General features: G+C 66.3%; 14 protein-coding genes and 1 pseudogene. 2 read left to right on the forward strand and 13 right to left on the reverse strand.

The window, feature by feature from the left end; translation table 11 throughout:
• From FVW27_RS14785 to hrcA, 3 genes and pseudogenes are all read right to left on the reverse strand, one after another.
• Positions 1-205: pseudogene (locus FVW27_RS14785) on the reverse strand (DMT family transporter); the annotation flags it as partial.
• Between the two features lie 277 nt (positions 206-482).
• The gene (locus FVW27_RS14790) at positions 483-1,088 is read right to left on the reverse strand and encodes a nucleotide exchange factor GrpE (RefSeq protein ID WP_167126525.1); all 606 of its coding nucleotides are present in this window, start codon (positions 1,086-1,088) and stop codon (positions 483-485) included.
• Between the two features lie 100 nt (positions 1,089-1,188).
• Positions 1,189-2,256, reverse strand: coding sequence for a heat-inducible transcriptional repressor HrcA (gene hrcA / locus FVW27_RS14795; RefSeq protein WP_167126528.1), 1,068 nt, complete (start codon positions 2,254-2,256; stop codon positions 1,189-1,191).
• Positions 2,257-3,210: 954 nt separating this feature from the next.
• On the opposite strand from hrcA, the gene FVW27_RS14800 reads away from it, so the two are divergent.
• Positions 3,211-3,528 carry a TusE/DsrC/DsvC family sulfur relay protein gene (locus tag FVW27_RS14800; protein WP_007523442.1) on the forward strand — a complete coding sequence of 106 codons (318 nt, stop codon included), beginning with the start codon at positions 3,211-3,213 and terminating at the stop codon, positions 3,526-3,528.
• Between the two features lie 367 nt (positions 3,529-3,895).
• On the opposite strand, the gene FVW27_RS14805 is transcribed toward FVW27_RS14800, so the two are convergent.
• A complete protein-coding gene (locus FVW27_RS14805) occupies positions 3,896-4,168 on the reverse strand; it encodes a hypothetical protein (RefSeq protein ID WP_167126531.1) in 273 nt (90 codons plus the stop codon).
• Between the two features lie 174 nt (positions 4,169-4,342).
• Here FVW27_RS14805 and FVW27_RS14810 point away from each other — a divergent pair, with 174 nt between their 5' ends.
• A complete protein-coding gene (locus FVW27_RS14810; RefSeq protein WP_167126534.1) occupies positions 4,343-4,648 on the forward strand; it encodes a hypothetical protein in 306 nt (101 codons plus the stop codon).
• A 335-nt stretch (positions 4,649-4,983) separates the two neighbouring features.
• On the opposite strand, the gene FVW27_RS14815 is transcribed toward FVW27_RS14810, so the two are convergent.
• The 9 genes from FVW27_RS14815 to FVW27_RS14855 form a co-directional block, all read right to left on the reverse strand.
• On the reverse strand, positions 4,984-6,285 hold the full coding sequence (locus FVW27_RS14815) for an ABC transporter substrate-binding protein (RefSeq protein WP_167126536.1): 1,302 nt from the start codon (positions 6,283-6,285) through the stop codon (positions 4,984-4,986).
• A gap of 136 nt (positions 6,286-6,421) precedes the next feature.
• The gene (gene dctP / locus FVW27_RS14820) at positions 6,422-7,378 is read right to left on the reverse strand and encodes a TRAP transporter substrate-binding protein DctP (RefSeq protein WP_341806154.1); all 957 of its coding nucleotides are present in this window, start codon (positions 7,376-7,378) and stop codon (positions 6,422-6,424) included.
• Positions 7,379-7,745: 367 nt separating this feature from the next.
• The gene (locus FVW27_RS14825; RefSeq protein ID WP_167126543.1) at positions 7,746-8,609 is read right to left on the reverse strand and encodes a YitT family protein; all 864 of its coding nucleotides are present in this window, start codon (positions 8,607-8,609) and stop codon (positions 7,746-7,748) included.
• Between the two features lie 455 nt (positions 8,610-9,064).
• On the reverse strand, positions 9,065-9,580 hold the full coding sequence (locus tag FVW27_RS14830) for a hypothetical protein (protein WP_341806155.1): 516 nt from the start codon (positions 9,578-9,580) through the stop codon (positions 9,065-9,067).
• Between the two features lie 363 nt (positions 9,581-9,943).
• Complete coding sequence (locus FVW27_RS14835) at positions 9,944-10,741, reverse strand: sulfite exporter TauE/SafE family protein (protein WP_167126549.1); 798 nt, start codon at positions 10,739-10,741, stop codon at positions 9,944-9,946.
• A gap of 225 nt (positions 10,742-10,966) precedes the next feature.
• Positions 10,967-11,986 carry an alpha-hydroxy-acid oxidizing protein gene (locus tag FVW27_RS14840; RefSeq protein WP_167126557.1) on the reverse strand — a complete coding sequence of 340 codons (1,020 nt, stop codon included), beginning with the start codon at positions 11,984-11,986 and terminating at the stop codon, positions 10,967-10,969.
• A gap of 178 nt (positions 11,987-12,164) precedes the next feature.
• On the reverse strand, positions 12,165-12,881 hold the full coding sequence (locus FVW27_RS14845; protein WP_167126552.1) for an FCD domain-containing protein: 717 nt from the start codon (positions 12,879-12,881) through the stop codon (positions 12,165-12,167).
• Positions 12,882-13,351: 470 nt separating this feature from the next.
• Positions 13,352-13,891: a DUF3124 domain-containing protein gene (locus FVW27_RS14850; RefSeq protein ID WP_167126555.1), complete on the reverse strand. Its 540-nt coding sequence runs from the start codon at positions 13,889-13,891 to the stop codon at positions 13,352-13,354.
• A 107-nt stretch (positions 13,892-13,998) separates the two neighbouring features.
• Positions 13,999-14,358 carry an ArsR/SmtB family transcription factor gene (locus FVW27_RS14855; protein WP_167126560.1) on the reverse strand — a complete coding sequence of 120 codons (360 nt, stop codon included), beginning with the start codon at positions 14,356-14,358 and terminating at the stop codon, positions 13,999-14,001.
• Positions 14,359-14,400 lie beyond the last annotated feature (42 nt).

Below are 14,400 nucleotides of genomic sequence, written 5' to 3' on the forward strand. Positions count from 1 at the left end.
CGGGCCGCGCGCGCAGCCGCTCGCGCCGGGCCAGCGCCACGCACAGCAGGGCCAGGCCGCCGAAGAACATGCGGTAGAAGGCCGACTGGCTGGGCCCCACGTGCACCAGCTTCACGAACACGGCGGAAAAGCTGATCAGCACGCCGCCCCCGGCAACGCGCAGCAGCCCACCCGCATCAAGGCAGGGGGAACGGTGTGTACTCATGCGGCCCCCCATACTGCGAAGCAGGGTGAAGCGCAAATGATGTCGGTGTTCGGACTGGCACCGGGCAGCCCCACGGACAGGGCGGCAGGCAAGACGACGGTCATGCTGCAGAACCGCTTCCACCCCCTTTGCGCCTGTTTTCGGCTTGTTCTGACCAGTCCCGACCAGTTCCTCCGGCCTGTTCCGGCCCTCTTCCATCTGCAACGCGCAGGCGGCACGCCCCGCCGGGGGACGTGCCGCCTGATGTCCGCATTGCGTGACCTTTGCTATTCGACGCCTATTCCGGACGGCTTACCGTGACCTTGGCGGGCCGCAGCAGGCGATCCTTCAGCCGGTAGCCGCGCTGCATCAGCGCGCACACGGTGTTTTCCGGCAGATCGGAGCGCACTTCGGCGCCGATGGCCTCGTGGATTTCCGGGCTGAACGGTTCGCCCGCCTCGCCCACGGGTTCCAGGCCGTGGCGCTTCAGCGCGTCCAGCAGCAGCTTCTGGGTCATTTCCACGCCGATCAGCATGTCCTTGCAGGCCGCGTTGCCGCGCCCGTATTGCAGGGCCAGGTCCAAGTTGTCCAGGGTGGGCAGCAGGTCCGCCAGCACCACTTCGGCGGCGTAGCGCACCTGTTCGTCCTTTTCGCGCTGCAACCGCTTCTTGAAGTTGTCCATTTCCGCCAGGGCCCGCAGGCGCTGCTCGTCGGCCTCGGCCCGTTCGGGACATTCCGGACACAGCCGGGCGGCGCACTGCTCGCGCAGGCAGTCATCGTCAATCGCCACGACGGCACCCGAACCGGCGGCCTGATTCCGCGCGGGGGCATCGGCCTCTGTACGCAGGGCCTCTGCCTCGGGGCTGATCTCCACATTGTCCTTGAACACATTGCTGGGGGGCATGTTCCTGAATCTCCTTGAAATCCTGAAGCGTGACGTCGTCGTTGAAATATCCCGCCGGGGCGGGTCGCATGTATCGTGCAATGACCGGAAAATGGCCGGATTACGGCAACCGGGAAGGCGCGGCGGCAAACCGTTCGCGGAACAGTTGGGTAAGCGCCCGCGAAACGCACTGCACCACCGGAACGATCTTGGCGTAGTCCATGCGCAACGGACCCACCACGCTGACCACGCCGCGCGGCGTGTCGCCGCCGTAGGCCGCGCTGATCACGCTGCACCCGCGCAGCCCGTCGGGTGCGCCGTCGGTCACGTCCTGACAGAAGGTGATGCGCACGTCGCGTTCGGACAGGGTGCGGTCCAGCAGTTCCAGCAGGCGCGAGCGTTCCTCGATGGCGGCCAGCAGGTCGCGCATGCGGCCCACGTCGGTGAATTCAGCGTGGTCCAGCATGTTCAGCGTGCCGTTGACGATGAGTTCGCGGTCGTCGCCCATGTGTTCGACGGCGCGGCGCGACAGGGCCAGGGCGCGCACGCACATTTCCTCCAGCCGCGATCCCGCGCGGGCCAGTTCGTGGCCGATGCGGTCGCGCGCCTCGGACAGGGACAGGCCCCGGAAATGCTCGTTGAGGTAGTTGCCGAAGCGCACCAGTTCATCCTGCCCGTAGCGTTCGTCCACGCGCACGGTGCGGGTGCGCACCAGGCCGCCTTCCAGCATCAGCACGGCCAGCACCAGCCCTTCGGCGGCCGGGGCGAATTCGATGCTGCGCCAGCGGGCCTCGTCCTCGCTGGGGGCCACCACCATGCCCAGTTGCCGGGCATGGCCGGACAACAGGTTGGCGGCGCGGCGCAGGATGCCGGAAATCTCCAGTTCCTGCCGCGAAAGCTCGTCGGCTATGGCATCGCGCTCGGCACTGCCCAGCGGCAATGGGCGCAGCAGGCTGTCCACGTACAGCCGGAAGGCGCGCGCCGTGGGCACCCTTCCTGCGGACGTGTGCGGCTGTTCCAGGTAGCCGAGGTCGGTCAGGTCGGACATGGTGGCGCGCATGCTGGCCGGGGAAAGATGCAGGCCGGAATGCTCGGCCACGGCGCGAGAGCCCACGGGCGAGGCCGAGGCAATGTAGCTTTCGATGATGGTGGCGAGCACCTGGGTTTCGCGCTGTCCGAGGCTGGGCATGAAGGCTCCGGCATCATGAGGATGCAGTTCTTGCAGTAGCACAAACGGGTAACAACGGGGGTGGGGGCTGTCAAGGTTGGCAGGGGTATGCCCCCCACGGTTGCGGCATAGGGTTGCCCAGGACAGATGACCTGAACAGCTATCCTTTCCGGGCGCCAAACCATCACCCCCGACGTAGACGTTTCCGGCACCACGACCGTGTCGCATGACATTCGGACCAGAGCGGTCAGGTCCTTGTGAATCAAATCACAAACCACACGACCACCAAGTCGCATCGCATGACAATTCCCTGCTATTTCAGTGTAATAACATAAACGACTTCCCACGCCTCGTTTTCGCCTGCTGCGCAACACTCCACTGTAAGCGGCATGTTGTGCCCGGTCACTTCTCGTGCATTATTTCACATGCGTTGACACACTTCCGGCAACACACTACAGTACCCCTGCCATTGAGGGAACAGTAATGCATCTTTGCATGCAGCGTTTCCCCTGCCCGCCATAGCACACCCCATACGGCCCGTATCACGCCCATTCTGCCGGGCGCGTTGCGGCAGGTGAGCAACTGTTTACACGCTCACCCGTAGGGGGCTGTAATGCTTGCCGAAAAAACACCCACGTCTGCCTTGAATTTTTCATGACATTGTGGCATCTTGTGCCTCGTCCGTATGGCTGGAACCCGGAAAAATCCGCGCGATTCGGTTCTCCGACACCTGTGAGTGCATCCCTTCGGGAAGCGTACAGGTTCACCAGCGATGGCCCCGCAAGAGGTCCTCGTTGACACGCCGGGTAGCTGCGGTTTATCCAGCTGGCAGAATCTGCCCTCGGGCGACCATCATTCGGATAGAGGCAGCGGATCGCTGCTTATCATCGGCCGGCGCATCGCCGCACGATGCGAAGGTCAGGCGTTTGTCGTGCATCCCTTTCACTGCCAAGAACCTGTCCAAGGAGGACACGCATGGCTGAAGTCACTTACAAGGGCAAGAGCTTCGAAGTCGATGAAGACGGCTTCCTTCTTCGCTTTGATGACTGGAGCACCGAGTGGGTTGAATTCGTGAAGGAATCCGAAGGTATCGCGGACATCACCCCCGATCACCAGAAGATCATCGACTTCCTGCAGGACTACTACAAGAAGAACGGCATCGCCCCGATGGTTCGTATCCTCTCCAAGAACACCGGCTTCAAGCTGAAGGAGATCTACGAACTGTTCCCCTCCGGCCCCGGCAAGGGCGCCTGCAAGATGGCCGGCCTGCCCAAGCCCACCGGCTGCGTGTAGTCCATACGGCCCATTGTTCACGAAAGGGCGGGAGCGCAAGCTCCCGCCCTTCTCTTTTTCCCTCACCGGCAGGCCGCTGCGGTAACGCCGCAAAGGACGGGAGCACAAGCTCCCGAACCTTGCACAGGATGACCCCGATGCGGGGCAAAGGCACGCCGACACCGGGGCTGGCCAACGGCAATCAATGCCGCTGGCTCCGGCGCAGCTGCATGTCGCACCGCCTGGCGGCGGTTGCGCCACGCCGCAAAGGGCGGGAGCACATGCTCCCGCCCTTTGCGGCTTCAATGGCACGCCCGGCCAGTTCAGGCGCGCCGGTTGCGGGCTTCGTACTGCGAAGCGTGGTTGCTGATGGGAAGGACGACAGGAATCAATGCTCCGTGCCGTCCTCAGCGGCGTCGAACAACGTGTTCAACGCCTCTTCGCGGCACAGGACGCTCGACGCCATGGCAATGCTGAACGTCGAGTGGGCCTTCCTCCACAGGGAAAGTATCTGCTGCACGGAATGAACCATGGACAGCAGCACCGATGCAGGCACGATGTACGCGCCGTCCGGCGTGCGTTCCAGCCCGTCCAGCGATACGGAAAGGCCCGTCAGTTCCTTGCCCACGTTACCCAGTAGGCCGTCGATGTCATGCTTCACGTTGCGAACCCCATTCTACGAACTTGGCGCCGTGCGCGGCTGGCGCCGACGCCGGTACTGGTCTAGCAGGGGCGCCCCGCGCCGGTCATTTATATTTTCCCCCGCGGGGCCAGCGGTGCGCACCCGCACATGCTTGACGCAGCCCATGCCGGGCAATATATTGGAAAATACATCATGCTCGATTATACTAACGCCACTACCGATGCCATGTCCTGGCTTGCTTCCCTCTCGCCCCTGAGCGAGCAGGATTTGTGCGACCTGTGTCTTGCCCTGCGCACGCGCGGCCCCGGCCAGCGATTTTGTTGCACTCAGGACGCCAGCCTGCTGCTGCTCGAGGCGCAGGGAGCAGACACCCCCCTGCTGCTGCTGTCGGACAAGGCGGCGCGCAACCTGCTGGACTATCTGGTGACCGGCTACCTGCGTGACAAGCCGCGCGGGCTTCGCGCCTGGCATGCGCGAGAGTACGGCGGGCACGACTAGCCCCGCCCCGCTGCCTCTCCTGCCTCTACCGCTTGCGCGAGTGCCCCGGCTTCACCCTGCCTTCGTCCGCTCACCCTCGTTCGTGCCGGTATCCGCCAGTTCCCGCCCAGTCCCCCTGTGCATCCATGCGTGCCCTGCACCCTGCCCCGGCGGCACGGCGCGATACGGTGTCATCGCATCCACCCCGCCCTTTCGCGGCCTTACGCCCATTCCATCCTGCGCACACCACGCATCCCCATTGCCCACGCAACAGGGCCGCCCCCGTTCGGAAGCGGCCCCCGCAAAACACCAGTACTGCATCCTCCGGTCCCGAATCCGGAACCGGCACCGCAGTGCTACTTGCGCAGCACCTCGGCATCCCAGCCGCGTTCCAGTGCCTCCAGCCAGTCGGCGGGAATCTCGGGCACGGCGCGTCTGGCCAGCACGTCTGGCGCCAGGGTGGCCTCGCCCATCTTCACGGCGGCGAAACGCGCGCGCCATTCTTCGGACAGCCGCCCCACCTCGATGGCCGGAAAATCGCCCCACCAGGCCGGGTCCATCTTGGCCAGCTGTGCCTCGGGCGACAGCAGGAAGTTGGCGACCACCATGGCCCCCGCCTTGTTGGGCGCGTTGAAGGGAATGGCCACGAAATGCGTGTTGAAGATGGACCCGTCGTCCAGGGCCACGGTGCGCACGGTGGCCGGGTAGGTGCCGTCATCGATCAGCGCCTGGGCGTGTGCCGGGTGGTACGAAACGGAAAAGTCCACCTCGCCCCGCGCGAACAGCGCGTCCAGCGCGGCGGCGTCGCGCGGGTAGGCCCGCCCGGCCTGCCACAGGTGCGGGGCCAGATCGCGCAGCCACGTCCACAGGGCGGGTGCCTTGCGGCCCAGCATATCCTTGTCCAGCGGGCGCATGTACTGCGCATGCCCCCCGGTAAGGGCGTAGAAGGCCTGACGGATGAAGGCGGAGCCGGTGAAATCCGGCGGCTGGGGGTAGGTGAACCGCCCCGGATGAGCCTTCACCCACTCGCCCAGTTGGGCCATGGTGTGCGGCGGTTCGGGGGTGCGGGCCGTGTCGTACTCCAGCACCAGTTGGGCGCGCCCGTAGGGCGATTCGTAGCCGTCAACGGGATAGCCGAAGTCGGTGGCGCTCTGCACCGGGTCGGTCAGGGCCATGTTGGGCAAGGCCGGGGCATACGGCCCCCACAGCACGCCGCCCAGCCGGGCGTTGCGAAAGTTTTCGCCGTTGATCCACAACAGGTCCATGCTGCCCGTGGCGCGGCCTGCGGACTTTTCCGCCAGCAACCGGTTGACGAACACCGGAGCCTCCATGGGCACCCGCATCAGGGTGATGCCGTACCGGCGCGCCAGTTCCGGTGCCACGAACCCGTCCACGTAGCGATTGGCCGTGGCCATGCCGCCGTACATGTGAAAGCGCACCGTGCTGCCACGCGCGGAGGCCTCCACCTCGGCCCATGGTTGCGACGCGGGCTTGGGCAGGGTCGCCTCTCCGGCCAGGGCTGGCCGCCCCAGGCACAGCAGGGGCAGCAGAGCCAGCAAGGACAGGGCCGCCATGCGGAACAGGGTGACGGGAGAAAACGGGCGGAACTGGTAACGCGAGGTGGCCGGGCGAACGGAAGGCGAACGGAACGGATGCATGTACCCTCCCTGTGGGTGGACGACAGTGTCGTGGCCGCGTGCGGCAGACAGGCCTGAAGGCAGGGTGGGGTCTCCGGGCTGCCTGCCGGAAATCAGGCGGACAATGGAGCCAGCGGCATGACGGACCGCAGCCGTCTTACTTGGGCGGGCTCTGCTCCGCCTGCCACGCCGCCGTCTTGGCTATTTCGTACAGCGTGGGGTCCACCCCCACGAAATCCACCACATCGCGCTCGCCAAGGCGCAACCGTTCCCGCCAGCGGCGCAGCACGGCATCGTCGGGCACGGCGAATACCAGCCCCTGGGCGCGAAGCGCCTCGCGGGCTTCGGTCTGGGCCTCGGCAGCATGGGCGCGCGCCTCGTCCACGTGATCTTCCCAGGCAGAGCGCAGCACGCTGCGCATGTCCTCGGGCAGGCGTTCCCAGAAGGCCCGGTTGATCAGGGGCACGTACATGGCGAAGTAGGCGTGGTCCTCGAACACGTGGCTCACCCCGTAGCGCCACAGCTGGCCGGACACTGCCGTCTCGTGGGTGGTCATCAGCCCGTCCAGGTTGCCGCCCTGCAACCAGTGCGGCAGGTCTGGCCAGGGCACCACCAGGGGCCGTGCGCCCATGGCTGCCAGACGCAGTTCGTTGGCCGGGCCGCCCGCCACGCGGATGCGCAGCCCCGCGAGGTCCTCGTGCCGCCGCACGGCGTGGTCCACCAGATACAGGTTGGCGTGGCCCAGTTGCAGCCAGCGGCCCAGCACGGCAACGCGCAGGTTGCGTTCGATGCGGGAATCGATGATGCGCCCCGGCGGGCCGTCTGCCACGGCCAGGCTGGCACGGGCCGGGGCACCGTAGAAGGCGGGCAGCATGAACACGCCGCAGTCGGGCACCACGGAATGCAGCACCCAGGTACCCGGCAGGGCCATTTCCACTCGGCCAAGGTTCAGTGCCTGCAACACGTCGCGGTCGCGGTACAGGCTTGCGCTGTCGTACACCTCCACCCGCAGCCGTCCGGCCAGGCGCTGCCGGACGTCCTCCGCAAAGCGGCGCAGGGCTCTGACCTGAAAGTGCGTGGGACCGTTGTCCACGGAAATGCGCAGCACCGGCACGCCACTCTCTGGACGGACGGCGGGCGACGGTTCGGCGGGCGGGTCACCAGCGGGGGGGGCCGAAACAAGCGAATCCGCGGCTGGGGAGGCAGTTGCGGCTGCCGTGGCATCCTGTGCCCGCGCGTGCGGCACGGCGACAGCCAGCAGCACGCACAAGGCCGCCACGGTCAGCCAGACGGCCCGCAGGGCAAAACGCGGTGCGGAGATGCTGCACGCGGGCTGGCGGCATGCGGGCAAGGGATGCGCGGAACGCGCCGGGCAGCGTCGCCCCGATGGGGTTCGCGGAACAAGGTCGGTCATGCAGCCTCCCCCAAGGCGATGTCGAGACAATGCTTGCGTGTCTGTGACTATGCCACAACCATCTGCGTCAGTACACCTTTCTGCGTGCAAATTGACCACCGAGCACGGTGAAGGTGTTTTCCACGATGAACAACGCCTCCGGGTCCACGGTGAACACCAGTTCTTCCATACGCTTCAGCTGCACGTTGTTGGTCACGGTCATGACGATTTCCCGGTCGTCACCGGAATATCCGCCCCGCCCCTGCAGAAAGGTGGCCCCCTGCCCCAGTTCCGAAACCAGATCGTGCCCGATGCGCCTGCTGTGCTCGGAGATGATGAACACCACCTTGCGCTGGTTGAACAGGGCCAGCACGTATTCCAGCGTCACCGCCGCGATGAACACCTGGATCAGCGAGGCGATCACCGTATCCACGGGCATGGAGACAAGGCTGGCGGTGAACAGCACCGCGTTGAAGCCGAAGCCGAACCGCCCGATGCCGAGGCCGAAGCGCTTGTGCAGGATGATGGCCGCCACGTCCAGCCCGCCGCCGGACCCCAGCGAACGCAGCATGATGCCGCCCCCCGCCCCGCAGATGACCCCGGAGGCCACGGCGGCGTACAACTGGTCGTGCACGCCGAGGTCCACGTTCTGGAACACTTCCGCGAACAGCGAAGTGGCCAGCATGCCGTACAGGCTGTAGAGCAGGAACCGCCGCCCCACGTGCAGCCAGCCCAGCGCGAACAGCGGGATGTTGCACAGCAGGTACCAGACCGCCGGAGACAGCAGATGGGTGTGGTACCACGCAAGCAGCGCGATGCCGTAGATGCCGCCGGTAAGAAACCCGTGCCGGGCCACGATGCCCTGCGCCCCAAGGGCGAACAACGCCGAGCCCACGGTGAGCAGCAGCAGGTTCCAGCGGACGGAATAGGCCAGATCCTTGCGGGTAGCCATGCAAACCTCCCAGCCCGGCCCGGTGCCCGGACACCCGTACCGGCATGAAAAAACAGGGGCACGCCCCGCCATGCGGCAGACGCGCCCAACTCAGTCCGGATCACCGCGTACCGCCGTTGCCGTGAAGCCGGGGCGCGTTGGCCGTGCCTCTACCCCGGATGCGTCACGCGGGCAAGGGCGGCGGCGGGCGGAATGTGGCGGGCACGCAGTCGCCGCCATTGGCGGCATCGCATACAACAGAAAAAAATGACCACAAATTCAGCACGCTGAACGATATGCACATCATGTCGACTGCCGCCGCCAAAGCACGAAAAGGTCATCGGTGCACCAAAGCGGGCAAAAGACATACCCCCTAGACTGCATCGACAGACAGCGATGCTACGGCAGGCAGGCGGAAAGGCGGGGTGACGGGCGGAAGCCGGGGCGAATCGACGGGGGGATGTCAGGACCGGATGTCAGGGCCGGTCGCAATCCGGCCAGACCAGTCCGGGCACTTCGGTGCGCAGGGTGCGGCACAGGGTGCGGCCATTCTCGGCCATGAACAGCGCCTCGTTTTCCAGACGCAGACGAAAGCCCGTGGAGTCGATGCGCGCATCGCCCCCCTGCCGGCAGACGGCCCCGGTGCCGTCCAGGGTATGCTCAAGCCGCGAGGCGGACTCGTTGGCCCGGCGGAACGCACTGCGCAGCATTTCCTGTTTGGGGTCGTTCTCCACCAGCAGCAGCCGCTTCATGGCCGCCTCGGACCCCAGGCGCACGCCCCGCACGCTGTCCATGTCCCGATCGACACGGCTGCACACGGGGCCTGCGCCATAGGCATCGGCAAGCTGCGCGCCGGTGCGGATGAACTGCTGCACGGCGTCGGCATCCTGCCCCAACGTACTGCCCGCCGCACGCACTGCCGGGGCGGGCAGCAACAGACACACGGCCAGGAAGCACGCGGTCAGCAGGCACGCGCTCCAGACATGCTGCACAGGCACCTGCAGGGGAAGCGCGGACACCTGCGGGGGGAGCACGTGCAGGCCAGGCAACTGCTTCGCCGTGCCGCGCCCCCTTGCCTGGCCGGGAGCCATGCCGGACACGCGGACCGTTCGGTCATGGGTGGAATGTAAAGTTTTGTAAAGATGCATGGACATTCAGCCCCTCTATATGCCCGGCCCGGCGAATGCAACCCCCCGCTCTGCCCGTCTGGCACGCCTGTTTTGCCTGTTTCGCCTGTCACGCCGCACGAAAGCGAACGGAGCCGTGGCAGTGCCAGGGCCACAAACGCAGCAGCCCCCGGCGTAGGGGCGCCGGGGGCCGTGCGTGAGAATACCTTCGGTGGGAGAGAAACCCGTCTACAAGAGACCTATCAGCATTTTCGTGGCCATGGCGATGAGCAGCACGGCGAAGATGCGCTTGAGCTTGGTCACCGGCAGGCTGTGCGCCAGCCGGGCGCCAAGGGGGGCCGTGAGCACGCTGGCGCAGACGATGCCGACCAGGGCGGGGAGGTAAACGAATCCGAAGGTGTTCGCGGGCAGGCCCTGGGTAGCCAGCCCGTTAACTATGTAGCCCACGGTGCCGGACACCGCGATGGGAAAGCCGATGGCGGCGGAGGTGCCGATGGCCGTATGCATGGCCACGTTGCACCAGGCCATGAACGGAACCGACAGCGTGCCTCCGCCGATGCCCACGAGGCTGGACACCCCGCCGATGACGTTGCCCATGCCGAACATGCCCATGGTGCCGGGCAGTTCGCGCGAGGGCTTGGGCTTGAGGTTCAACAGCATCTGCGCCGCCACCCAGTACAGGAAGCAGACGAAGAAGCCCTTGAGGAAATTGGTGGAAAGCTGGGCAACTACCCATGTGCCGATGAGCGTGCCGGTGATGATGCCGGGGGTGATGCGCCACACCACGTTCCACAGCACCGCCCCGCGCTTGTGGTGCGCCCGGAAGCTGGAGATCGAGGTGAACATGATGCTGGCCATGGACGTGCCCAGCGCCAGGTGCTGCATGTAGTCGCCCGGAATGGCCTGCAACGCGAAGGCGAAGTTGAGCATGGGCACGATGACCAGCCCGCCGCCCACGCCGAGCAGTCCGGCCAGGATGCCCGCGATGGCGCCGACGACAAGGTAGAGCGCGAGGGTGAGAATCATGAAAGGCTCTCCGCGTTGCGGGCAGTGCGCGGCCCGCGTGGTTCCGGCCATGGCGCGCGGCGTTCCGCCGGACACCGGGTTGCCGAACACCGGCTTGCCGAACACCGGCTTGAGGGTCCGGCGACTGCCTGCGCGGGCAGCCGCCGGACCGGATATCCGTCACGGTGCAAATGCGGTTTCTCGTTTGCTGGCGCTACGGCCAACACGCGAAACGGCCATTTGCAATCACAAGCGCAGGGCGTGGCGGCCAATGGACGCCACATTGGCGCTGCCGGTCAGCACCATGGCCTGCACCAGCTGGCCCTTGATGCTGTCCACCAGCATGGTCACCCCATCCTTCAGGCCGCCCACGGCGGCGATGGAGAAGGGGCGGCCCAGCATCACGGCGTCGGCGCCGAGGGCCAGCATCTTGAACACGTCCACGCCGTCACGCACGCCGCCGTCGGCCAGGATGGCGATGCGCCCCTTCACCGCGTCGGCGATTTCTGGCAGCACCTCGGCGGTGCCGGGGGCATGGTCGAGCACTCGGCCACCGTGGTTGGACACCACGATGCCGTCAGCGCCCACCTCCACCGCCAGGCTGGCGTCGATGGTGGTCATGATGCCCTTGAGAATGAACGCCATGCCCCTGGCCTTGACCTTGGCCACGATGCGCGAAAGTTCCGCCGGGGTCTTGGGGCCCACGGGGCGGCCCATCTTGCGCAGGGTCACAAGGCCCGCCGCGTCGATGTCCATGCCGATGGCCGGGCAGCCCAGTTCCAGCGCGCGGTCCAGCTTTTCGTCCAGTTCCGCGCCGTCCCACGGCTTGATGAAGGGAATGCCCCGCCCGCCCGCGCCAGTGATGGCGGCAAAACCCGCGTCGATGATGAACGGGGGCACGCCGTCGCCGGTGCAGCCGATGATGCCGCGTTCGGCGCAGCCGCCCACCACGGCGGCCGCGTAGTCTTCCTCGCTCACGCCGCCGCCCATGTTGAAGGACACGCCGCCGATGGGCGCCGCCAGCACGGGCATGTCCAGGGCGATGCCGCACATGGTGGTGGTGGTATCGGGCTCCTTCACGTCGTGCACCAGGCGCATGTTCAGGCGCACGGCGGCCAGCGCGTCAAGGTTGGCGGCAAAGGTTGCGCCGGTGCCCAGGCCGCCCATGCCGGGCACCTCGCCCGAGCAGGCCTTGCCGTTGCACACCGGGCAGACCCGACAGTAGCCTTTCATCAACTGGCGTGCCTTGTCGCGAACTTCCTTCATCATGTCCCTCCGTTGCCAGGCGAACATGGGCGGCGCGGGCCGTGCCCGCACCGGGCGTGAATCGCCCTGGGCGTCGTTGGCGTGGGGCGCTCCGGGCATTCCGGCTGTGCCGGATGCGCCGGGGCGCGCGGTGAGTGGTCTTGCCGCTTGCGTGGTCATGCGCGGTTGCTCATGGGGGTCATTCCCCCGACCATTCGAGGGCTATTTCCTCGACGTGCAGAATATGTTCATGCATGGCGCGAAAGGCAGCCTGGGGGTCACGCGCCTCCATGGCGGCGAGAATGTTGGCGTGGGTCGCAACGGCCCACTGGCGGCGGTCTTCGGTCTGCAAGGTGAAATCGCGGCTGTCGGCAAGGATGTCGTGCAGGCGGGTCAGCACTTCCTGCACCACCGTGTTGCGGGTGGCGCGGGCGATGATCATGTGGAATTCCACGTCGGCATCGGACCCGGTATTGCCGCCGCCGATCTCGGCGATCTGTGCATCCAGGGCGCGGCGCAGGGCCGCAAGGTCGCCGTCGCTGACGTGGGCCGCGGCCAGCGCGGCGATTTGCGGTTCCAGCAGACGGCGGAATTCCAGCACCTCGCGCAGCTTGGCGCGGCGTTGCTCGATGATGGCGGCCAGCGGCTCGATGAGCGTTTCTTCCGTGTCGTCCAGCACGTAGGTGCCGTCGCCGAGACGGCTGGTGACGATGCGCTGCTGCTCCAGCGAGCGAATGGCCTCGCGCACGCAATGGCGCGACACCCCGAACAGCTCGGCCAGGCGGCGTTCGGGGGGCAGCTTGTCGCCGGATTTCAGCTCGCCCTTCTCGATGAGGTCACGAATCTGCCCCACGATTTCCTCGTGCAGGCGGATGCGGCGTGCGGGCTTGAAGGCGGGGGTCATCTGCGCTTTCACGCAACGGCCCTCCTGGCAGTGGGATGTGCGAACGGGTGCAGAATTGGTACAACCATTCACTGGTTGAACCAATTCACCCGAACACCCTCCCCCTGTCAACGAAAATCCGCGCCGGATGTGGCCCGGCGGGTAACAAGATATGGGTCCGCCCGGCTGCACCAAGAGGTGAATGGACAAAAAAAGACGCGGCCCCGAAGGACCGCGCGTTGCACCTTAAATATATTTCGCCGCTGGTGCAAAACCGCGAAAGCTGCTCGCACGCCGCAAGAGGAATTTTTGTTCTCTGGCAAGGGAAAACGGTTTTTCATGGAGGGAGCGCGGCAACCGTTACATGAGCGCACAGCGCGAATGTTACGGATGGCGACAGCAACGCGTACTCTTTGGTACGTGACCGGGATGCAAAACCGTTTTTCCCGCTCCGCGCCCTTCGGGTCGGTTAGCCAGAAACAAAAAGCCCCTTGCGACGCCCGCTACTTCACGCCGCCGATGACTTTCCCCTCCGTAATGAACGAAATGCCCTGCGACGACACGGTGCCGATCATCACCCCCTGGGCCAGAGGTTGCGATACCGGAGAGGCGGCGCGCCACACCACGATGAACGCGGGGCCGGAACCGCCCAGAGTGTCCGATTCCTCAACCACGAACTGGGCCGAACCCAGCGGGGGCAACTGGCGCGGCCCGTCCAGGTAACTGCGCACCGTCTTGCCGTGCTCGTCCACATAGCGCACTTCCATGAGGGTGATGGGCACCCGCTGGTCGGTGTTGCGCACCGAGAGCATGGTGGTGATGTTCAGGGTGCGCCCCCGGTTGCCGTACACCACCGAGGAATACACCGGCACGTAGATGGTCTGTCCCACGGTCATTTCCGCGCGGGCCTCACCGGGAAGCACGGACAACGAGGATCGGGCCGTTTGGACGGTCGCCCCCCGGTACTGCGTGGGCACGGGCAGCGCGGCAAGGCCGCAGCACAGCGCAAGGCAGGCGGCCACCCGCAGGGCAAGCCCACGCATGCGGGCGACCGTGGGCCGGAGCCCAGATGAAAACGATGAGCACGATGGGCAGGATGTGTGAGACGCCCGGAACTGTCGGAACATGGAAACGCTCCTTGCGCCGCCGGTCAGCGGCTTTCCTGCACGTGGTCCAGCGCCTGGCGGAACAGATGCCGCACGTGGTCGTCGTCCAGGGAGTAGAAGGCGTTCTTGCCGTCGCGGCGCACACGCACCAGCTTGGCCGCGCGCAGCAGGCGCAACTGGTGCGAAACGGCGGACTGGCTGTGCCCCACCACGGCGGCCAGGTCGCACACGCACAGTTCGTCCCCGGCCAGCGCCTCGAGAATGCGCACCCTGGTGCGGTCGCCCAGCAACCGGAAGGTGGCGGCCAGTTCGGTCATGTCCTCGTCCGGTGCCATGCGGGCGCGCACCCGCGCGATGACGTCGGCATGCTCGCAATGCTGCTGGCACACCGGGGCCTCGGCCAGGTCAAGATCGCCCCCAGCGGGCGCAACGGGCCTGCCGGGCGC

The sequence above is a fragment of the Nitratidesulfovibrio liaohensis genome, assembly GCF_011682075.1.
GTDB classification, from domain to species: domain Bacteria; phylum Desulfobacterota; class Desulfovibrionia; order Desulfovibrionales; family Desulfovibrionaceae; genus Cupidesulfovibrio; species Cupidesulfovibrio liaohensis.